Origin of the sequence: Bacillus sp. Au-Bac7, assembly GCF_021341655.1 — a bacterium.
Classification (GTDB): domain Bacteria; phylum Bacillota; class Bacilli; order Bacillales; family Cytobacillaceae; genus Niallia.
The window spans coordinates 211,569-234,135 of record NZ_JAJTTG010000002.1 but is presented as its reverse complement, the minus strand read 5'-3'; the positions used below and the strand labels follow the sequence as shown (position 1 = coordinate 234,135).

Below are 22,567 nucleotides of genomic sequence, written 5' to 3'. Positions count from 1 at the left end.
CCCTCGTGCTAGAACAAGACCAGTACCTTTTGACAGCCTGATAACTTATTCACCATAAAGCTTACTAAACCCTTCTATATGACAAATGTCATATAGCGTATATGACATGTATGTCTGCAATTATGTTTGGTTTATAATTATACTGGAGATATCCATTAATAGAAGGGAATCTAATAATGAATATAAAAAACTTAAAACAATTGAGAACGGCTGTAGCGCCCTTTGAGAAATCCGCTATGAAAGCAAGTATCTGGCAGCTTGCCAATACTATTCTGCCCTTTGTTTTACTCTGGTACTTAGCCTACAAAAGCTTGAGTATTTCTTATATTTTAACCTTTGTCATTTCAATTGCTGCGGCAGGATTTTTGGTAAGAATTTTTATCATTTTCCATGATTGCTGCCACTTTTCTTTCTTTAAGAATCGTAAGGCTAATAAGATTTTAGGGACAATTACAGGAATCCTGACTTTATTTCCTTACAGCAAATGGCAGCATAGCCACTCTATTCACCATGCAACAAGCAGCAACCTGGATAAGCGTGGTGTCGGTGATTTATGGATGATGACGATTGATGAGTATGAAAATGCCTCTTTTTTTGTAAAGATACAATATCGTTTGTATCGCAATCCATTCATTATGTTTATCTTAGGACCTATTTATGAATTCCTTTTAGCTAATCGCTTTAACCGTAAAGGTGCTAGATGGAAAGAACGGCTAAATACGTACGCAACTAATATTTCCATTGTGTTATTAGTTATTCTCCTTGGCAGTACGCTTGGCTGGTCCTCTTTCTTGCTTGTACAGCTGCCTATTTTTCTTATTTCTGGCTCTGTTGGAGTTTGGTTATTTTATGTGCAGCATACTTTTGAAGATACTTACTTTGAGGAAGATGAAAATTGGGATTATGTAAAGGCTGCTGTAGAAGGAAGCTCCTACTATCACCTGCCTAAATGGATGCAATGGCTGACTGGCAATATTGGCTATCATCATGTGCACCATTTAAGTCCAAGGGTTCCTAATTACAATCTAGAGCTTGTTCATAACCAGACCGAGCCCCTGAGAAATGTGCCAACTGTCACACTGGCAAGCAGTCTTCGTTCTTTAAAATTCCGGTTGTGGGATGAAAAAGACAAAAAGTTTATCAGTTTCCATGAATGGAAAAAACAAAAGAAGTCCCTTGACTTGTCTGCCGGATCAGAAATCCAATAATACAAACAAACTTTAAGAGCAGCAATTATAAGGTTTTATGCCATTTAATTGCTGCTATATTATGTTAAAATGGACGAATGACAGCTAATAAATAATGAGGTTAGAAACTGATGATAAAAAGATTAGAGGTTTTAAAAAAAAGCACCGGTATTTCTCCTTATATTTGGACATTACTTACTATTTTGCCCTTTTATTTTATATTCCACGCCTCTTCAGCAGTTGATGTGATATCTGGTATTATCCTTACTATTTTATTTTTTCTATTTTACAGATTTGCTTACCTTTCAAAAGGTTGGACGATATATTTATGGCCGTCCCTTTTAATCGGGATATCCACTTTTGCTATTTATGCATACAGCTATGTATATTTTTCTTTTTTCCTATCCTATTTTATCGGAAATATAAAGAAACAGATTCCTTATTTCATCTTATATTTTATACACCTGGCAGTTACAACATTCGCCATTTACTTCAAGGTGATAATTGGTGATCCCTTGCTGTTAAAGCAGCTTCCCTTTGTGTTAATCATCTGGTTTGGCGTTATTTTATTGCCATTGACCATCCATAACCGCAAAGAGAGAGGCCAGCTGCAGGAAAAGCTGGAAGATGCGAATAAGCGTATATCCAATTTAGTTAAACTAGAGGAAAGACAGCGAATAGCAAGAGATCTTCATGATACACTTGGTCAAAAGCTATCCCTTATCGGCTTAAAGAGTGATTTAGCAAGAAAATTAGTCTATAAGGACCCAGAACAAGCGCGCTTGGAGCTTAAAGATATTCAGCATACTTCAAGAACTGCATTAAATGAAGTCAGAAAAATGGTCTCTGAAATGCGCGGTATAAAATTAAAAGACGAGCTCCTCCTTGTAAAAAAAATATTAGAAGCAGCCGAAATAAGCCTAATTAGTGATATAGCTTCCAATCTTAAAATTTCTTCAATTGCAGAAAACATTATGAGTATGTGTTTAAAAGAAGCTGTTACTAATGTAGTTCGGCATAGCAATGCCACCTCTTGCTACATAAGCATCAGCCAAAACAAAAAAGAAACAATTATGAAAATCAAAGATAATGGCACCAGTCCTTTTAAGGAAGAAGATGCTCATAAAGGAAACGGATTAGCAGGCATGAGAGAAAGATTGGATTTTATCAACGGTACTATCGAGATTACCGCTAAAGAAGGAACGATATTACATATATCTGTTCCACATGATGGAAAAATAATGGAACGGGAGGACTTACTATGATCAGGATTGTCATTGCCGAAGACCAGCGCCTTCTTTTAGGTGCATTGGGTTCATTGCTTGATTTAGAAGATGATATCACGGTTGTCGGCAAAGCAAACAATGGGGAAGAAGCAATCCAGCTAGTCAAGGAAAAAAATCCTGATATTTGTATAATGGATATAGAGATGCCTGCCAAAACAGGCTTGGAAGCAGCGGAAGAACTCATGAGCCATCCATGCAAAGTCATTATTTTAACTACCTTTGCCAGGTCAGGCTATTTCCAGCGTGCATTGAAAGCGGGCGTATCAGCCTATTTGCTCAAGGATAGTCCAAGTGATGATTTGGCAAAAAGCATCCGCAGTGTGATGGAAGGAAAAAGAATTTACGCACCAGAATTAATTGATGATGTATACAAAGAAGAAAATCCCCTTACAGAGCGGGAAAAAGAAGTTCTTATGCTGGTTGCAAATGGAAAAAACACAAAAGAAATTGCCCAAGAGCTATCCATTAAGACAGGAACAGTGCGAAATTATATCAGCATGATACTGGATAAACTGGAAGTTAAAAATCGCATAGAAGCCATCACCAGATTTAAGGAAAAAGGATGGTTCAAGTAAAAAGGACTGGCACCCCAGTCCTTTTTACTTCTCTTTCATTTAATTATCTTTTGTAACTAATTTAAGCGGTGCAGCGATAATTTCCTCTACCTTTTTACCTTGTAAAACATCTCTTGCAGCATCCACAGCAAGCTTACCAATTAACTCAGGTTGTTGAGCAACTGTCGCTTCCATGTCTCCTGATTTAATCGCATTTAATGCGTCGTCATTTCCGTCAAATCCAATGACCATAACATCCTTACCAGAGCTATTAATTGCCTCGATTGCTCCTAATGCCATTTCATCGTTATGAGCAAATACTGCTTTAACATCTGGGTTTGCTTGCAGAAGATTCTCCATAACAGTTAATCCTTTTGTCCGATCAAAATCTGCTGCCTGTTTAGCAATGATAGTCAATTTTTCATCTGCTATATTATGAAAGCCCTGACCTCTTTCCCTTGTAGCTGATGCCCCTGGAACTCCTTCTAATTCAATAACTTGTGCTTTTTCTCCTAACTTTTCTATCATATAGTTTGCGGCCATTTCTCCACCTTTTATATTATCTGAAGCTACTAATGCTTCTACTATTCCTTTATCTGCAGAACGATCCAAAGTAACTACTGGTATGCCAATATTATTTGCTGATTGAACTGCTGTTGAAATAGATGCCGAATCGGTTGGGTTTATAAGCAAAGCATCTACCCCTTGCTGAATTAAATCCTCCACATCGTTAACTTGTTTGGCAGAATCATTTTGTGCATCGACGATAATAACTTCCATCCCTAAGCTTTTCGCTTCTTTAACCACACCATCTCTTAAAGAAACAAAGAATGGGTTGTTTAATGTAGAAACCGATAAGCCAATTTTAATATCTTCTAAATCCTTCTTTTTATCTGGTTTTGCCCAGCTAGGCGGTTGCATGGAACACGCACTTAGAAGCATAAGTGTTAGTGATAAACATAAAACGATTAATTTTTTCATCATGATCTCTCCCTATACTACTTTTTACGATCAAGTAACACTGCAATTAATATAACGATTCCTTTAACTACCATTTGGTAAAAGGATGAAACTCCAAGAAGATTCAAGCCGTTATTTAAGGTACCGATGATTAACGCACCGATAAGTGTCCCGAAAATTCTTCCTTTTCCTCCTGAAAGGCTTGTCCCACCTAATACAACTGCTGCAATCGCATCAAGTTCATAGGAAGTGCCAGCTGTAGGCTGTGCTGAATTTAAGCGAGAAGTAAGAATTGCACCAGCCAAAGCTGCAAGCATTCCGGACAGACTATAAATCATGATTTTTACTTTTGGTACTTTAATACCTGATATTAAAGCTGCTTTTTCATTTCCACCAATCGAATATGTTTTGCGACCAAATGGCGTTTTGTGCAGAAGAATGAATAAGAAAGCAAATGCAAGAATCATCGTAATAGCTGGAACAGGTATACCTAGGAAATAACCACGACCAAATAACTGAAACAGGTAGTTATCACCAAGACCAGTTATCGGATTTCCACCAGTATAAACAAGTGTTAATCCTCTGAAAATCGTCATTGTTGCTAGTGTTGCAATAAAAGGAGCCATTTTTCCCTTTGTTATAAATAGTCCGTTTACCATTCCCATCAAAGCACCAAGAATACAGCCAACTAAGATTGCCACAATCGGATCTACACCAGCTACCATCATCCCTGCTGTCAACGCACTAGATAAAGCAAGAATAGCTCCGACAGATAAATCAATTCCTCCAGTTAAAATCACAAAGGTCATCCCAAAAGCAATAAGTGCATTAATCGCAACCTGTCTTAAAAGATTTAAGAGATTCAATGGTTCTAGAAAACTAGGATTTAAAATGGACACAATAATAACTAATATTATTAAACCTAGTAATGGTCCTAACTTTTGTGTAATTGCATTCATCATATTCGTCTTGCTAGGTTGTGTTACTGTATTAATAGGATTCATTTTATTGACCTCCTGTTGCCAATGTCATAATTTTTTCTTGGGTCGCATTTTCTTTCAATAATTCTCCATTTATTTTTCCTTCATGAATGACGAGGATTCGATCACTCATGCCAAGAATCTCTGGTAATTCTGAGGATACCATGATAATTGCTACACCTCGTTCTGTTAATTCATTCATAAGTTGATAAATTTCTCTCTTTGCCCCAACGTCTACTCCTCTAGTTGGTTCATCCAATATGAGCAGCTTTGGTCCAATTCCTACCCACTTGGCAATGACGACTTTTTGCTGATTTCCGCCTGAAAGCTTTCCAACAGCAATGTCTTTCGATTCCGTTTTTACTGTCAAGCGTTTGATAAGCATATTAACAAAGTCTGTCTCATTTTTTTCCTGGATAATTCCTTTTGGTGCGAAGCTTGCAAGCGTTGGCAACACAATATTATCCCTTATGGAGAAATCAAGAATTAACCCCTCATCCTTGCGATCCTCTGTAATGAAACCAATACCTAACTTTACAGCCTGTTCTGGTGTCTTAATACTCACTTTCTTACCTTCCAGCCAAATTTCACCGCCATCCATTCCATCAAGACCAAAAATTGCTCGCATGATTTCGGTTCGGCCAGCTCCCATTAAGCCTGAAACCCCAACTATTTCTCCAGCACGAACAGAAAAGTTTATATCTTCAAATTGTCCTGATTTTGTTAAACCCTTTACTTGTAGAACCGTTTCACCCAGTTGAGGCTCTCGGTTAGGAAACCGGTCTGTTAATTCCCTGCCAACCATTTTTTTAACAACCTCATCGAAATTTGTTTCTGGAATGGCCTTCGTATCAACGGTTTTCCCATCACGCATAACGGTAATTCTGTCACAAATCGAGAAAATCTCCTCCATTCGGTGAGAAATGTACACGATTGATACCCCTTCCTTTTTTAAAGAAGTAATCACATCAAACAGTTTGTTGATTTCTCTTTCTGTCAGTGCAGCAGTAGGTTCATCCATGATAATCACTTTTGCTTCTGTCATTAATGCCTTCGCGATTTCAATCATTTGCTGTTCTCCAACAGAACAGCTTCCCGCTTCTTTATCTAACGGAATGGATACTGCTAATCTATCAAATTGCTTTTTTGCTAACGCTTTCATTTCGGCGGTTTTTAAAAAACCAAAGGAATTCTTTCGTTCCTTGCCAATAAATAAATTTTCAAGAACTGTCATTTCAGGCCAAATATTTAATTCCTGATGGATAAAGGTGACTCCATTTTGCTCTGCTTCTTTTGGATTCTTAAAGTAGATTTCTTCTCCATCAATTGTGATTTTTCCGTTATCACGGGCATGGAGTCCTGTAAGTACGTTCATCATCGTTGATTTTCCTGCCCCATTTTCCCCCATTAGGGCATGTACTTCCCCATCTAGCAAATCGAAATCAACACCTGTTAAAACTTGATTGGTTCCAAATGCTTTATGGATGTTTTCCATTGTAATTCGCATAATTACCACCTCATCTATTTAAAAAATACGCCTGATTGTAAAATACAGTTTGCATATGGTGTAATCTCACCTGTTCGAATGACTGCTTTAGCTTGTTTCGTTAATTGTTTAAATTCTTCATGGGAAACGTTTTCAATTTCAGCATCAGCGAATTTTCCCTTTAAGTAGTCAGCATGCTCTGGATTTCCTGCTTCTATTTCAGAGGCGATTATCACTTTTTCGATAATCATATCCTCTTCAACAGCATTCACTACATCAATAAATGTTGGAAAACCAGCCTTAATCGCTAAATCTATCTTTTTAACACCATCGGGAATTGGCAAACCAGCATCTGCGATTACAATATAATCGGTATGACCTAGGTCAGCTAAAACTTGTGCAATGTGACTGTTTAAAATTCCATAACGTTTCATTTTTACAAACTCCCTTCTACTTCTTCTCTTGTTGGCATTCCGCCTTGTGCACCAAATTTTGTTACAGACAAGGAGGCAGCCCGATTCGCAAAACGAATGCTATCTTCCATGCTTTTCCCTTCAGCTACAGCAACGGCAAAAGCCGCATTAAAGGTATCGCCTGCACCTGTTGTGTCAACTGCCTCAACAGAATAAGCGGGGATAACTATTTCATTGATTCCATCATAATAACGAACTCCATTTTTACCTTCAGTAACCAGCAATTTATTTGGAAACTCTTTTAATACTTCATGGATATCCTTGTCCTCAAAAAGAATAGCAGCTTCCGATTCATTTGGTGTAAGATAAGTAGCCTTTTCAATGACCGTTTTACTAATAGGTCTTGCTGGCGCTGGGTTTAGTAATAAAGGCACATTATTTGCAAAGCAAATTTCTGCTACATATTCTACTGTTTCCTCAGGAATTTCTTGCTGGATTAGGACAACATCTGATTCAGAGATAACATTCAATGCTTTTTCAACTAGATCAGGTGTGACATAATCATTAGCACCTTTCACGACGATAATGCTGTTATCACCTTCTGCTAAGGTAATATGCGCTGTACCTGTTTCCGAATGTGTAACCCGTTCCACATAGGTTGTATTAACACCATTAGCAGTGAAATTGTTAACGATCGTTTCACCGAAATTATCTTCTCCTACACAACCGACCATAAATACTTCAGCACCAAGTCTGGCAGCTGCGACAGCCTGGTTAGCTCCTTTGCCACCAGGGACTGTCTTAAAGCTTTCTCCTATAATCGTTTCCCCTTGATTTGGTCGTTTGGAAGTTGTTACAACTAAATCTATAGAAGAACTACCAATAATCGTCATTTTAATCATTTTTCTCAACCTTTCTTGTTGTTTGCCTTTCAATAAAGGTAACAGGCATTTGGATATTCTTATTCACTAACGGCTTATTATCGATTAGATTTATTAATAGTTTTGCTGCTTCTCTTCCCATATCATAAGCAGGCTGTCTAATAGTAGAAAGGGACGGGAACAGCAGCTTGCTAAGCGGTATATCATCATATCCGATAATTTGTAAGTCATCGGGAATAGATCTTCCTATTCGCAACGCCTCATGTAGAATAGCTGCTGCACTAAGGTCGTTGCTTGCAATTACCCCGTCTGTTTCAGGAAATTTCTCAAATAGAGTTTTAGCCATTTTTTCAGCATCGTGAAAGCCAAACGATGAAGTAATTACCTGAAAGTCTACATTAGCATTACATAGCTCATCAACAGCACCTTTGAATCTGTCTTGTGCTGTCCTTAGTTCAATCGGACCTCGAAGTAAAGCAATTCGCTTACTGCCTCTTCTAACCATTTCTTGTGCTGCTTTTTTTCCTCCAGCCAATCCATCTGCATACACAGAAGGATAAGTGCCTGTTATTCGATCCAGTAAGACGACAGGAAAAGACAGGTTTTCGTAAAGTTTTGTTTCCGCCTGATTTGTTGCTGAAATAATGCCTATTACATTATTTTGGTTAAAAGTCTGTATGTAATCTATTTCTTTTTCTAATTTTTCATCAGCATTCCCAATAATTAAATGAAGTCCCTGCTCCTGCATTTCGTCCTCTACCCCTCGAGCTAACTCAGGAAAGAAGGGATTTCTGATATCGGGAAGCAATAATCCAATTAATCGTGACTTTTTTTTATAAAGAGATCTTGCCACTTCATTTGGTTTGTAATTTAATTCTTTAATTGCCTCGTTTACTAGCTTCCTAGTATCTTCATGTGCATACCCTTTATTGTTTAATACTCTTGAGACGGTCGCCACAGATACTCCAGCTCTTTTCGCAACATCCCGTATAGTAGCCATGAATTCACCTCTCTTGTGTAACCGGTTACACACATAATATCATAGTATTATTTCCTATGCAACATTAAATATTATGGCCAGCCGGTTTAATCCATAAAAAAAAGCAGCAATCAGAAAACAGCTACTACAGAAACGCTTTTATTCTCTGTCTGCAATTCGTTGCTTATCCTTTACAGCATCTAGATTGCTGCTTCCCCGACCAATAAAGAGGATTTCTGTTTCCTCACTAAGCTGAAATTATTCTTACATTCTTTCTATTAGAATATCTAGAACACCTAGTGGATTTAGTATTAATTCTCCGGTTTCAATTGTTCTAGAAACTCGGAAATTTCGCTTTTGGAGTGGACAGCAAGATCGATACATCTATAATTCCCAGCACCTTTAAACAAAATCAATTGCTTCTTAGTCCACCCGATTCCTTTCTCGTAACAGCTTGCCTTGTCAACAGTTTCTCCATATAATCAGTTTCCTGAAGTAAGTCCGATGGTTACTTTGTTGTTCGCTTCTTGGATTTGTTCTATTCTATTTTTGAAGCTAACTACTTCTCCAACAACTATCATAGCTGGGTTCTTTATTTTCGCCTTTTGAGCAAGGCTTACAATACTTCCAATTGTACCTGTTATTGTCTTCTGTTCAGGCGTGGTACCTTCTTGAATAATGGCGACAGGTGTATCTTTGCACTTACCATGCTTGACTAATTGTTCACATATATATGGTAAATTCCCTACTCCCATATAAATAGCTAATGTATCAACCGCTTTGACAAGACTTTCCCACTTGATGTCTGCTGGTTCTCCGTTTTTGCAATGACCTGTAATGATTGCGAATGAATTGCCAAGTTCTCGGTGTGTGATGGGAATTCCGGCATAAGCTGGGGCTGCAATCCCAGCTGTTACACCTGGTACGACTTCGTAAGCAATATTGTTCTTTACCAATTCCTCAATCTCTTCCGCCCCTCTGCCAAACACAAAGGGGTCTCCCCCTTTAAGTCTAGTAACCACTTTTCCTAAGCGAGCATAATGGACTAATAGCTGATTAATCATTTCTTGTGGCATGGTATGAAATTTCGGCTGTTTTCCACAATAAATGAATTCTGCATGAGGTTTTGCTTCCCGTAACAATTCTCTATTGACTAAACGATCATATACAATAACATCAGCCTGCTGTATACATCTCAATCCTTTAATTGTAAGTAAGTCTAAATTACCAGGGCCCGCTCCAACTATATATACTTTTCCCATCATCTTCCCCCCTTAAATCACATGTTATGTTTCAGCAATATAGTCTTCCTTCTTTGAAACAACCATTTCTTTTTTCTTTTTCACTTTATGATGAGTAAAGTATAATGCTAAACCTGTAAATATAACCCCACTTACCAAATTCCCAAATAGCACAGGGAGCTGATTCCAAAGCCACCAATCTGCTAAAGAAACATCCGCACCTAACATCATCCCTGCAGGAATCACAAACATATTTACGACAGCATGTTCAAAGCCTTGTGCAAAAAAGATTAATATCGGCAACCACATGGCAACAATTTTCCCGATTGTGTTTGTCGATGTCATTGCCATGACTGCCCCTAATGTTACCATCCAATTACATAGTAATGCTTTCACAAACACGACGATTAAACCATCACTGCCTAGATTTGCATACAATAGCGTTTTTGCTTCTGCAACTGCGATAATTTTTGCTGCAATAGCATTATCAGTAACATGACTAAGTTGTGTAATTGCAATCACATATAAAAAAGCATACAGCCCTGCTCCTATTAAATGACCAATAATGACCCAAAACCAGTTGGAGAGCATTTGGGATATAGAAACCCTTTTCTCTAAAACCGCTAAAGGTATGAGCGCAAAACTCCCTGTTACTAGTTCAAGCCCAAGCAGTATGACTAATACAAAGCAAGCTGGAAATAAGATTGCTCCCAAAATCCCCATTCCTGTTTGAATTTCAGCGGTAAATGCCAATGTTGTCCCAAACCCAAGGAGGGCACCTGCCAGCCCTCCTCTAATTAACATATCTATAATAGATAATTTTGCTTTTGCTTCACCAGCCTCAATCATGCCCTGCACTACTTGATCTGTCTTTACGAATGACATAATACCCCTCCTTTAGTAAAATCAGATGACAATGTATACAAGGTTCTCTTCCACTTCCACTTTATATGCTTTAACACAACCATGATCTGGCGCTTGAGCCTGACCGTCACACACATTAATTTTCCAATCATGCATCGGACAAAATACATGGTCTCCGCTAACCATTCCCTCCGCAAGCACTCCCCCTTTATGGGGGCATCGATTCTCAATGGCACGAACATCCCCATTTGCCAGCTTGAATAAGGCAATTTCTTCTTTTCCAATATAAGCTGTTTTCCCTAGGCGGTCTGGCAAATCCGAATATTTTCCGATTAATACTCTTCCTATTGTATTTTCCATAATTACTCCCCCTATCTATCATTTAGAAGTTACTGGAACATTAACTGTTTCATAAAGTCTTTTTACTAAACTTTCATCCTTAAGTGTTTCACTCCATGGTTCTTGCACCGTTTCTAAAGTTATATCCATGCGTTTATTTAATTCATCGCGCAAGCCTTTATCTTCAAGTTTTTCTTTCACCTTATCAATCCCGAGACGGCCAACCCATACAGATGTTCTTTCTAAGTAATTCGCTGTTTCTCTATAGTACTGTAAAAAGGCTCCAGTCCATTCCAGTACCTCGGCTTTCGTTTTAACCTTAACGAGTAAGTCACCTTCCCTAAGATCTGTACCTGCATTGCCGCCTACATAGAGCTCCCAAACTCCATCTAAACCAACGACTCCAACATCCTTAATACCACTTTCAGCACAGTTTCTTGGACAAGCTGATACGGCCATTTTTATTTTATGCGGTCCATTCAACCCTTCAAATTTTTTCTCTAAATCAATCCCCATCCCTACTGAATCTTGAGTACCAAAGCGACAGAAGTCAGCACCAACACAAGTTTTTACTGTACGCAGTCCCTTAGAATATGCATGTCCTGACGGCATACCAAGTTCTGCCCAAATATTTGGTAAGTCTTGCTTTTGTACACCAAGCAAATTAATACGTTGTCCACCAGTTAATTTAATCATTTTTACCTTATATTTATCTGCTACATCAGCAATCTTTCTAAGATCATCTGCATTTGTAACACCGCCATACATTCTTGGAATGACACTAAAGGTACCATTATTTTGAATATTCGCATGCAATCTTTCATTAACAAAACGAGATTCCCGTTCGTCCTTATATTCTGTTGGATTAAGCATGCCTAAATAATAATTTAATGCTGGTCTGCATTTAGAGCATCCTTCATCATTTTTCCATCCTAATACATTCATAACTTCCCTTGTATGTGTAAGCTGCTTTTCCTTTATTTCATTAACAACTTCATCCCTCGATAAAGTGGTACAAGCACAGATCGATTCCTTTTGATCTTCACTATATTTATCACCGAGTGTAAATTCCAATAGATCAGCCACTAATGACTTACATGAACCACAGGAACGTGATGCGTTCGTACACCCCTTCACTTGTTCAACTGTTGTAAGTCCATCATTTTTTATTGCCGAGACAATATGCCCCTTCGTTACCCCATTACATCCACATACCACTTCATCATCTGTCATTTGGGCTACTAAGCTACTTCCTGTTTCCTCCGTCTGATTAGATTCAGTGTATTCCTCTATAGATGCACCATTCTTGATTAAATTTAATAACCGATTACCTTCCTTCGTTTCGCCAAACAGGACTGCTCCAGCTATTTTCCCTTGCTCGATAATGATTTTTTTATAAGTTCCATTCCAATCATCTAACATTTTAATCGCCTTAGTATTCTCATCCTCTAGGATTTTTCCAGTTGAGAAGACATCTACACCAGACACTTTTAATTGTGAAGAAAGAACGGACCCTTTGTATCCCTCACTGTATACATTGCAAATTCGTTTAGCTAACACTTCCCCCTGTTGATAAAGCGGGGCAACTAAGCCGTAAACCATTCCCCTGTGCTCTGCACATTCTCCGACAGCAAATATATTAGGAATTTCTGTTTCCATAAAATCATTTACGACGATCCCCCGATTAACAGGAATGCCAGTTTTTTTAGCTAATTCAACATTAGGTTTTATTCCGACTGCCATCACAACTAAGTCTGCTTCAATCTTATCGCCGGTTTTAAAACGTAGTCCTGTTACATGTTTCTTCCCAAGAATTTCGGTAGTTTGTTTATTTAATAAAAAGTTCATACCTTGATTTTCTAACTCTTTTTGTAACATTTTTCCGGCATCCCGATCTAATTGCCGGTCCATAAGATAATCATTAATATGAATAACATCTACCTTCATTCCAAGATTAAGCAAACCACGAGCAGCCTCGAGTCCTAATAATCCTCCTCCGATAACTGCTGCTTTCTGATGCTTTTTTGAGTAATGCAGCATTGTTTCACAATCCTTAATATCGCGAAATGCCGTCACACCTTGTTTATCTGAACCAGGTAAAGGCAACATAAATGGATTAGAGCCCGTTGCGATAATTAACTTATCATAAGGTTCTTCACGGTTCTTATCTGTAGAAACAATCTGCTTTTTTGTATCAATATTAATTACACTTTCCCCTGGATATAAGCGAATATTATTGTTTTCATACCAATTCCAATCATTTAAAGTAATATCTGCAACAGTTGTATCTCCCTGCAAAACCTTTGATAATTGGATTCTATTATAGTTTGGATGTGGTTCACTTCCAAAAACAGTTATATCGAATTCATCAGGATCAATTTTTAATATTTCTTCTATCGTCCTAATTCCGGCCATTCCATTTCCAATCAAAATTAACTTTCGCTGTAACATAACTGGCAGCCCCCTCAATAAAAGTTAGATAATTCCGACAATATTCTAGTGCCTAGTTTAATCGGCTACGTAATAGTTATGCAAGCAACTTGTTAGATTTTCTCACATGTTCATTTTGCTACATTTCCGTATTAAAGCGTTACTCCTATATCGCTGTTGCTTAGATTGTTTTGATTAAACCAAGGATGAAACCGTTATCAAACATTTACTAACTCAGTCTCTGTTTAAACAAAAAAACATCTAAAGACCTATAGTGGTTTCCGTTACCAATATACAAATATTTCCATATGCATAAATCAGGTACTACCATCGTGCACCTTAGATAACTATTCTTGGTGAATGTTCGGGAACTCATGGAAATTGAAGGTACTCCACTTACAGAGCTGAAAAAAAATACAAAAAAAGACTGGCACTTATATTCATAAGTCCAGACTAGCTTTTTTCTCCTCCCTAATAGAAGGAAAATATATTACAATAATGGATTATATTTAAATCATCCTGATTTGCTTCCATGTCTTCTGCCACAATAATAACCAAAAGAGAAAATAGCCATTACCACCAATATAACAATTCCATAAGCGCTAATGATCTTGATTAACATAGGCACTACAGAGCTCTTTATAAAGGGCATTAACATCCCTTTTGTTTGTAGAAAATAGCCATAAACAAGAACTAAGATAATTACAATAAAAACTGACAAACGTATGATTCTAAAGAATACGTTCTCGCTCAAAGTGTTCTCCCCCACTCCTCCTCGTTTCTAGTCTACTTTCTGGCACATGAATTTCTTATTATATAAGTTCGCTGTATAATCTTCCTGTCCTTCTAAGAAACAAGAATTGTTTCCATCCTAGTTTTGAAGAGACACTTATTAGTTTGAAAATTAGGTATATAGCCGCTTAATGACTATTGGGATTATATGGTAACATAAATTGATTTTAACAAAGGAGGAATTTTATGACTTAAACAATAGCCGTCAAATATGGTAGTTTACGCAAAACTCTAAAAATCCAATTATTGTCACAGATGGATGTATCCAATCTGGCTAGAAAATGAATAAACTTTCCCGAAGTAATGAGGATTACAGAAGTTGGTAGTGCACTAGAAGCAAGTAACATCATTTTAGACAGCTATTGAAAAGTCCATAGTCATTATTTGTATGTCCAGAGTACAATTTTGAAATTATTTTAAAATTGTATCAGCATTAAGCAAATACATGAAAAGAGTGATTCCGACTCATAAGTTTATTTATCAACTATCAATAATCAATTAGCTATAAACCGATTTAACAAACGAACCATTTTCATCGATTACTAATTTTTAGGAGGAATACATAATGTCTGATCTTTATTCTCGTATTAATAGGGATGATGCTGTTGTTCTTTTAGTGGATCACCAAACTGGCCTGATGGCTGGACTCGTTCGTGACTATGGTGTTGATGAATTCAAAAATAATGTTTTAGCTCTTGCTCGCACTGCTGAGTTCTTTGAATTACCAGTTATTTTAACAACAAGCTTTGAAAACGGACCTAATGGACCTCTTATGCAGGAATTGGTTGATCTGTTTCCTAACGCACCAAAAATAGCACGCCCTGGACAAATTAACGCATGGGATAATGATGATTTCGTTAAGGCAATCGAAGAATCTGGCAAAAAACAACTTATCATCGCAGGCGTAGTTACAGATGTTTGTGTTGCTTTCCCAGCACTTTCCGCTATTAATGCTGGATATGAAGTATTTGCTGTTACTGATGCTTCAGGGACTTTCAACAAACAAGTTGCAGATGCAGCCAATACCCGTATGGCACATAATGGCGTGCAACTTATGAACTGGTTTAGCGTAGCATGCGAATTACAACGTGATTGGCGCAACGATGTTGAAGGATTTGGGAATTTACTTGCTAGTAATCTCCCAGGCTATCAAAATGTAATTGGAAGCTATATGGGTGCACAGCGAGATCTTAGTAAACAAAATGCATAGATTTATTCCTAAGAAATAGGCTAGATGGCGCTGATTTATTCAGCGCTTTTTTAATTAAGACGGATCGCAGTACGGTTTATGGCTGAGCTAATAATTACTTAAATTATCACAACTTAGGAGTATAGATTTGAGGCTTAATAATTATTAGGATTTAGTAGTAATGATTTATACAAAGTATGTGTAGCGAGGCTGTCAAATTTAATTTTATTACTGTCTATTGCCACAAATGAAATTTGCGGCCTTTTTCTTGAACATAAATTATAGCAAAACCAACATAATATTTTCCTTTTCTATATTGCCAAGTAAAACTTTTCTGTTTGTAATTAAAAAAAGCAATGGCATCAGTCCATTGCTTTTTTGTATTCAGGGATTTAAATGGAAGTAAAGCCACCGTCTATAGATACTACTGTTCCGTTAATATAGTTAGCTGTATCCCCCAGCAAGAAAGTAACTAGTTCTGCCACTTCTTCAGGATTTCCAAGACGTTTCTGCGGGATGGCTTCTACAACCGCTTTAACATTTTCAGGATTCTTTTCTCGGTATTCTTTTACCATAGGTGTTTCAATCGTGCCAGGTGCAACAGCGTTACAGCGAATACCTTGCTCTGCATATTCCGCAGCAATTGTTTTAGTAATACCGACAATGCCGTGCTTTGTCGCAGAATACGTACCAACAGTAGCTTGTCCTACTACTCCTGCAGTAGACGAAGTATTAACAATCGAACCGCCACCGTTTTTAAGCATCACTTCTGTTACATATTTAATTCCGTATAATGCACCTAATAGATTAATACCCACCACTTGTTGGATTTGTTCAATAGTATTATCCGCGAATTTTACCCCTGGGCCGGAAATACCTGCATTATTATAGAACATATCAATTGTGCCAAATTCTTCTACTGTTTTATCTACATATTTTTTAACATCCTCTGCCTTGCTTACATCAGCTTGGACAAAGATTGCTCTTGCTCCTTTTTCTTCAATTAAGCTTACTGTTTCTTTTCCTGCTCTTTCTGAAATGTCCACAACCGTAATAGACACACCTGAATCTGCTAATTTTAATGCTACCGCTTGACCTAACCCGCTACCGCCACCAGTTACAATAGCTACTTTATTTTGACTCATAGAAGTTCCTCCTTAAAAAACAAAACTTTAATTATAACCTTGTTATTATTTTACAACACTTGACCATTCGAGTTAATTACTTCTTTATACCATTCAAAACTTTTCTTTTTTGTTCTCTTGAAGCTTCCATTTCCGTAATCATCTATATCGACATGAATAAAACCATAACGTTTGCTTACCTCAGAAGTTGAAACACTAATAATATCAATTGGTCCCCAACTAGTATAACCCATTAGTTCCACACCATCTGAGATAGCTTCTCTCATTTGCACAATATGCTCTCTTAGGTAGTTAATGCGATAATCATCCTGAAACAAACCATTTTCATCTGGTGTATCGATTGCACCTAGTCCATTCTCTACTACAAATAGCGGAACCTGATATCTATCATACAGTTTATTCAAAGTAACACGAAGTCCTACAGCATCAATTTGCCATCCCCAGTCAGATGATTCAAGATATGGATTTTTTAAACCAGAGAATAAATTACCTGGAGCTCTTTCTCCATGTGGTCCGGCACTTTCCACTAAAGACATATAGTAACTGAAGGAAATATAATCTACTTTATTTTGTAATAAAAGATCTTCATCCGTTTCTTCCATAATTATATTAATATTGTTCTCTTTAAAATATTCTTTGATAAAGTTTGGATAATATCCACGAACTTGAACATCTGTATAAAAGAAATTCATCTGCTCTTGTTTTAGCGTTTTTAACACATCTTGTGGATTACATGTTTCTGGATATGTTTCCAGTCTCGCAAGCATACACCCAACTTTCGCATCGGGGTTAATCTCCCTACATAGCTTTACAGCCATTGCACTAGCAATAAATTGATGGTGTAGGGCTTGATAGATTGCCTGATCTATATTTTCAAAACGGTCTGTTATTAAACCTCCACCATTATATGGAGCTAAAGCAATAGCATTGATTTCATTAAATGTTAACCAATATTTTACTTTATTACGATATCTCTTAAATACTGTTTCTGCGTATTTCGTAAACATATTAACTACTTTTCTATCTATCCATCCATTATATTTCTTAACAAGAGCAGCAGGCATTTCATAGTGTGATAGCGTTACAAGAGGTTCAATATTATATTTAGCTAATTCGTCAAAGACATTATCATAAAATTGTAGTCCCTCTTCATTCGGCTGTAAGTCATCACCGTTTGGAAAAATACGTGCCCAAGAAATAGATAATCGGAATGTTTTAAAACCCATCTCTCCAAACAAAGCAATATCTTCTTTATAGCGATGGTAAAAATCCACTCCCCATCTTTTCGGGTATTGCTTTTTAGAGTCTTCCTTAAATGCTTCCTCAAACTGCTCAGATGTAATATGTACTGCATTGTCACCAGCACGCTCTTCCTTAGGTATAAATGGTATCATATCAGCTGTTGACAAACCTTTTCCACCTAAGTTATAACCGCCTTCTAATTGATTGGCAGCTGTTGCTCCACCCCATAAAAACCCTTCTGGAAATCTTTTAGCCATAATAAACACTCCTTCTTATTTTTGAATATTAAATAGTTGTTCTTCTGTCTTTATTTCTTGATAATCTAAATCCAACTTCTCTACGGAACTATATTGATCACTATTTGTCAGTATCACTAAAGTAACCATATTGTATCCTTCGTTACTGATTGCCACTCGGTCAAAGGTAATAAGCTCTTGACCCTTTTGTACATATTGACCTTGTTCTACTTTTACATCAAAGAACTTGCCTTCTAAATTTACTGTTTCAAGGCCAATGTGAATAAGTACTTCTAAACCATTTTCAGAACGTAAACCAATTGCATGCTTTGTCGGATAAATCATTGCAACTGTACCATCAAAGGGAGAAACTAATGTATTCGCTGAAGGATCAATTGCAATACTTTTCCCCAAAATTTCACCTGAAAAAGTCTTATCTGGTACATCTTGAAGAGGCAAAACTTTACCTGTTAATGGACTACCTATTTCTTCCCCATCTTGGGATAATCTAGTTGTTTTTGTTTTCTCTGTACTTTCTTCCTCATCTGCACGAACATCTTCAAACCCTAATATAAGTGTCATTACAAAAGCAATAATGAAGGAAACAATCATAGAAATAATGGTATACACTAAATTCATAGGACTAACAGGATCAATATAAACCGGGAAAGCCTCTAAACCTTGTAAGATAAAACCGAAACATTTTACTCCAAAGTAAACAACCATTCCTCCACTTATTGCACCAGCTATCATGGTTGCATATAATGGTCGTTTCAGTTTCAAATTCACTCCAAAGACAGCAGGTTCTGTAACACCTAATAACGCAGAAACACCCGTAGAAACTGCTAAAGATTTCAACTTTTTATTTTTGGTTCTAAATGAAACTGCAAATGCTGCACCTGCTTGTGCTAAACTGTTTACAATATTTAATGGCAAAATAGCATTATCATAACCATACTTACCCATATTCTGTAGAATAATAGGAGCAAAACCATAATGCATTCCGGTAACTACAAACACAGGCATTAAACCACCAATTAAAATCCCAGCAAATACTCCTCCATGCTCATAAATCCACGCAACTGCAATTCCTACATAATCGCCAACTATAAATCCAATTGGACCAGCAACAATTAATGTAAAAGGAATCATAATTAGGAAAACAAGTGTTGGTGTTAATACCACTCTCACTGTATTTGGAACAACTCGATTTATTATTTTATAAACATAGCTTAGAACCCAAACAGCAATAATAATTGGAATAACAGTGGCACTATAGCCTATGAAAGGAACAGACATACCTAAGAACTTTAATCCTGCTTCTCCACTGGCTACCCCAGCTGTAATAGTTGGGTACAGTAATGCACCCGCTAATGCTACCGCTAAATATTCACTCACTTTAAATCTTTTAGCAGCTGATATTGCTAATAAGAAAGGAAGGAAATAAAATGCGGCATCAGAAATAATGGTAAGAACTTGATACGCATCGCTTTCGACTGATATCCATCCTAATACTTGCAATAAAGCAAGTATCCCTTTCATCATCCCAGCCCCAGCAATTGCTGGAATGACAGGAGAGAATACACCCGAGATCATATCAAAGAACCTACCTAAAAGCTTTTTCTTGCTTGCACTTGATTCATCAACACCACTTTCACTATTACTTCCAACTAACGATTCTACCTCTTTAAATACTTCCATAACCTTATTTCCAATAATCACCTGGAACTGACCGTTTTGAAATTGAGCCCCCATTGCTCCAGTTAACTCTCTAATTCCCTCCACATCGACTTTACTTTCATCTTTGACATGGAAACGAAGCCTTGTTACACAATGCCAAGCTCTTGTTATGTTTTCTTTGCCACCAATTCTATTTACAATATCTTTTGCCAATTTTTCCTGACTCATTTGTTTACTCCTATTCTTTTTTCTAGACAAAATAAAAACCTAAATATAATTCAAAACAAAATTTTGTTCTGAAGTATATTTAGGTTATGCCTGATTTAACAGTAACACCCTAATTTTGTTTTTCATTCCTTGAAGTCATTCGATGTATATGAATTGCTAAATATGCCAGTTCATCGTTGGACAGATGCCAGTTATACTCGATGTTTAAATACTTTTCAATTTTCTTCACACAGATATAAGCGTTTTGATATCTTTCTTTTATGATGTTATATAGAGACGTAATTTCTTCCATGGTTTTTTCATCATGATTTAATTGCCTTAAAATAAAGTAACGTAAATGCGTCAGTAACCTTGAATAATTAATTGAGTCTTCTTGGATTTTCATTTGATAATGATAGCTAATAATATCAAGAATTTTATTAGTAATTTCTGTGATTTGTAGAGTAACCTTCATTTCTTCACTCTTATGTTGCGCATTAACAAAATGCAAGGCAATAGACGTCGCTTCATACTCTGGCAATGAAATGTTAGTAAATCTCTTAATAAGATTAAGGGATTTAACGCCTATTTCATATTCTTCCTTATAAAGATTCTTAACTTCCCAATGAAGTGGATTCTTTATTAATAGGTTATCTTGATGTCTTTCTAAGGCAAAGTTTAAATGATCGGCCAAAGTAACAATAAAGGCATCACTTAACTTTTTTTGTAAAATATCTTCGCCCAAACGAATAATTTGATTTGTTAAGAAGATATAATCGGCTGGAATACTATTTAGAATACTTGTTAACTGATTGGACTCAGGAGAATCTAAAGAATATACTTTATCAACTAATTTAGGATTAATTTCTTCATATTTTTTCTTATTAAAACCAACCCCCTTTCCCATTACGATGATTTCGTTTCCACTATTATCTAAAGCTAGAGCAACGTTGTTATTAAATGCCTGTTTTAGTTTCATTGATAATCCCTCTTACTTTATGAATAAAATAAAAAAAACCAATTATAATCGCATGGATAGATAGGTTCCCTATTTCCATTACAATTATAATTGGTTATGCCTGATCGAATCAGTAACACTCCTAAATTTTGATATAAGCTTAACACGTAAAGAAAACGTTGTCAATAAACTTATATGTACAATATAACTTTGAAATTATTGTATCATCCCTATCCATCTAACATATAACTCGTATAAAAAAGGGAATTTGTAAGAACACAATCTACTCTTATAGACGGATACATAATTTTATTATGAAAGACTCTTCTTTTAATCCATCTCTATCCATTATATTTATAGAGCTGGATTACTTCTTTTTTAAACATTACATTCTCTCCTTTTTAAAAGATAGCCAAACTATCTCTTCTAATAAAAAAACACCCTAACACATAGTTAGAGTGTTTTCTTTTATGTATCTACATTGACAAGAACCCCTTACTCGTCTTCTTGTTCTTTGTAGGCTAGGGCAATATCTACGATTTCTTCTGGTGTTAATTCTTTATCACTCCAGAAAATTAAATCACTCGGTGCTGGGTGTGGTACATTCTTTTCAAGAATATCAATATACTCACTTACCTCTTCGTCAGAAAGTAATGGGTTTATTATCTTATTTACTGATTGCACTAATTCTTCTTTTGACATTTTATTTTCCATGTTATCCACCATCCTTAATTAATTCCCTTTCTTTCCAAAGTGATATGTAGGATCCAAAATAACTTGATGCATTCTTGGAGAAGTAATCATTAAATTATCTAAATTCTCCAGACTTTAACTTAATAGCAGACCTTGCATATGCTGATTTACTCTTGAGTACTCCTCGCATTTCTGAAACCTGACTTAGTGTACCTGTAGATTTTCTTTTATAAGGCTTAAAAGCTACATATCCAGCTTGGCCCTTATTAACAGTAAATGAATATGTACTAGAACTTGATTTTGCTGTGGTTAAAGTAAAACTTGCTCCTACGTCAATAGCTTTAACTTCTTTTTTAGCACTAGCACTATAAGATTTAGAGACTGTTGCTGACCATTGTTTATCTACTCTACAAGTTTTTGTATTACAGTCAATGCTAGCAGAAACTTTAATAGAATCGCCATAATATTTTGTTGCTGATTTTTCTTTGTATCTCCATGTTACCCAATCAATATCTGCGTAAGGAGTGACTGTTTGGTTACTATTAATTGTCGTAACTAGTTTAGCAACTGAACTTTCACTATTATCAATAAATTCATTTTCTAAGTTTTCCACTTCTGATATATTCGTAGATTCTTCTTCAGAAACAGGAATAAGACCAGATTCAGTCACTTTAAAAGGTGAAATTTCTGCTTTTAATTCTTCATCGTAAAATGTTGCCACACCTTTAGCATTAACATTAACCTTCTGAATTTCTTCTGCATGCCTTGAGAAAAACTAAAAATGCCTAAAATAAAAATTGATAAAATAATAGTATACTTTTTCAA

General features: G+C 36.4%; 20 protein-coding genes. 4 read left to right on the top strand and 16 right to left on the bottom strand.

All coding sequences use genetic code 11. The features are described 5' to 3' along the window. Positions 1–176 precede the first annotated feature (176 nt). From LXM54_RS09720 to LXM54_RS09710, 3 genes are all read left to right on the top strand, one after another. Complete coding sequence (locus LXM54_RS09720) at positions 177–1,208, top strand: fatty acid desaturase (protein ID WP_282581466.1); 1,032 nt, start codon at positions 177–179, stop codon at positions 1,206–1,208. Positions 1,209–1,318: 110 nt separating this feature from the next. Beyond that, on the top strand, positions 1,319–2,452 hold the full coding sequence (locus LXM54_RS09715; protein ID WP_233314989.1) for a sensor histidine kinase: 1,134 nt from the start codon (positions 1,319–1,321) through the stop codon (positions 2,450–2,452). Beyond that, the gene (locus LXM54_RS09710; protein WP_233314988.1) at positions 2,449–3,048 is read left to right on the top strand and encodes a response regulator transcription factor; all 600 of its coding nucleotides are present in this window, start codon (positions 2,449–2,451) and stop codon (positions 3,046–3,048) included. The genes LXM54_RS09715 and LXM54_RS09710 overlap by 4 nt, the downstream gene beginning before the upstream one ends. Positions 3,049–3,087: 39 nt before the next feature. On the opposite strand, the gene rbsB is transcribed toward LXM54_RS09710, so the two are convergent. The 10 genes from rbsB to nirB all read right to left on the bottom strand — a co-directional run bounded on the left by rbsB (position 3,088) and on the right by nirB (position 13,621). Continuing rightward, on the bottom strand, positions 3,088–4,008 hold the full coding sequence (rbsB, locus tag LXM54_RS09705) for a ribose ABC transporter substrate-binding protein RbsB (RefSeq protein ID WP_233315629.1): 921 nt from the start codon (positions 4,006–4,008) through the stop codon (positions 3,088–3,090). A 17-nt stretch (positions 4,009–4,025) separates the two neighbouring features. Further along, positions 4,026–4,949: an ABC transporter permease subunit gene (gene rbsC / locus LXM54_RS09700; RefSeq protein WP_233315628.1), complete on the bottom strand. Its 924-nt coding sequence runs from the start codon at positions 4,947–4,949 to the stop codon at positions 4,026–4,028. Positions 4,950–4,992: 43 nt separating this feature from the next. Then, positions 4,993–6,474: a sugar ABC transporter ATP-binding protein gene (locus tag LXM54_RS09695; protein WP_233314987.1), complete on the bottom strand. Its 1,482-nt coding sequence runs from the start codon at positions 6,472–6,474 to the stop codon at positions 4,993–4,995. A gap of 14 nt (positions 6,475–6,488) precedes the next feature. Continuing rightward, on the bottom strand, positions 6,489–6,887 hold the full coding sequence (rbsD, locus tag LXM54_RS09690) for a D-ribose pyranase (RefSeq protein WP_233314986.1): 399 nt from the start codon (positions 6,885–6,887) through the stop codon (positions 6,489–6,491). Between the two features lie 2 nt (positions 6,888–6,889). After that, on the bottom strand, positions 6,890–7,768 hold the full coding sequence (gene rbsK, locus LXM54_RS09685; protein WP_233314985.1) for a ribokinase: 879 nt from the start codon (positions 7,766–7,768) through the stop codon (positions 6,890–6,892). Beyond that, positions 7,761–8,747 carry a LacI family DNA-binding transcriptional regulator gene (locus LXM54_RS09680; protein WP_233314984.1) on the bottom strand — a complete coding sequence of 329 codons (987 nt, stop codon included), beginning with the start codon at positions 8,745–8,747 and terminating at the stop codon, positions 7,761–7,763. The genes rbsK and LXM54_RS09680 overlap by 8 nt, the downstream gene beginning before the upstream one ends. Positions 8,748–9,208: 461 nt before the next feature. Beyond that, complete coding sequence (gene cobA, locus LXM54_RS09675; RefSeq protein ID WP_233315627.1) at positions 9,209–9,988, bottom strand: uroporphyrinogen-III C-methyltransferase; 780 nt, start codon at positions 9,986–9,988, stop codon at positions 9,209–9,211. A 24-nt stretch (positions 9,989–10,012) separates the two neighbouring features. After that, on the bottom strand, positions 10,013–10,852 hold the full coding sequence (locus tag LXM54_RS09670) for a formate/nitrite transporter family protein (RefSeq protein WP_233314983.1): 840 nt from the start codon (positions 10,850–10,852) through the stop codon (positions 10,013–10,015). A gap of 21 nt (positions 10,853–10,873) precedes the next feature. Beyond that, positions 10,874–11,194: a nitrite reductase small subunit NirD gene (gene nirD / locus LXM54_RS09665; protein WP_233315626.1), complete on the bottom strand. Its 321-nt coding sequence runs from the start codon at positions 11,192–11,194 to the stop codon at positions 10,874–10,876. 15 nt (positions 11,195–11,209) lie between these two features. Continuing rightward, the gene (gene nirB / locus LXM54_RS09660; RefSeq protein ID WP_233314982.1) at positions 11,210–13,621 is read right to left on the bottom strand and encodes a nitrite reductase large subunit NirB; all 2,412 of its coding nucleotides are present in this window, start codon (positions 13,619–13,621) and stop codon (positions 11,210–11,212) included. 1,336 nt (positions 13,622–14,957) lie between these two features. Between nirB and ycaC the strand changes: the two genes are divergently transcribed. Next, a complete protein-coding gene (gene ycaC, locus LXM54_RS09655) occupies positions 14,958–15,602 on the top strand; it encodes an isochorismate family cysteine hydrolase YcaC (RefSeq protein ID WP_233314981.1) in 645 nt (214 codons plus the stop codon). Between the two features lie 371 nt (positions 15,603–15,973). Here ycaC and LXM54_RS09650 read toward each other — a convergent pair whose 3' ends face one another. The 6 genes from LXM54_RS09650 to LXM54_RS28230 all read right to left on the bottom strand — a co-directional run bounded on the left by LXM54_RS09650 (position 15,974) and on the right by LXM54_RS28230 (position 22,463). Then, a complete protein-coding gene (locus LXM54_RS09650; RefSeq protein WP_233314980.1) occupies positions 15,974–16,726 on the bottom strand; it encodes an SDR family NAD(P)-dependent oxidoreductase in 753 nt (250 codons plus the stop codon). A gap of 50 nt (positions 16,727–16,776) precedes the next feature. Beyond that, positions 16,777–18,225 (bottom strand): glycoside hydrolase family 1 protein, encoded by a 1,449-nt coding sequence (locus LXM54_RS09645; RefSeq protein ID WP_233314979.1) that lies wholly within the window; start codon positions 18,223–18,225, stop codon positions 16,777–16,779. 15 nt (positions 18,226–18,240) lie between these two features. Beyond that, entirely contained in the window at positions 18,241–20,112 is a 1,872-nt protein-coding gene (locus LXM54_RS09640; RefSeq protein ID WP_233314978.1) for a beta-glucoside-specific PTS transporter subunit IIABC, read from the bottom strand. A gap of 109 nt (positions 20,113–20,221) precedes the next feature. Further along, positions 20,222–21,070, bottom strand: a complete 849-nt coding sequence (licT, locus tag LXM54_RS09635) for a BglG family transcription antiterminator LicT (protein WP_233314977.1) — start codon at positions 21,068–21,070, stop codon at positions 20,222–20,224. Positions 21,071–21,544: 474 nt separating this feature from the next. Next, positions 21,545–21,763: a hypothetical protein gene (locus LXM54_RS09630; protein WP_233314976.1), complete on the bottom strand. Its 219-nt coding sequence runs from the start codon at positions 21,761–21,763 to the stop codon at positions 21,545–21,547. A gap of 94 nt (positions 21,764–21,857) precedes the next feature. Next, positions 21,858–22,463 carry a DUF6060 domain-containing protein gene (locus LXM54_RS28230; RefSeq protein WP_233314975.1) on the bottom strand — a complete coding sequence of 202 codons (606 nt, stop codon included), beginning with the start codon at positions 22,461–22,463 and terminating at the stop codon, positions 21,858–21,860. Positions 22,464–22,567 lie beyond the last annotated feature (104 nt).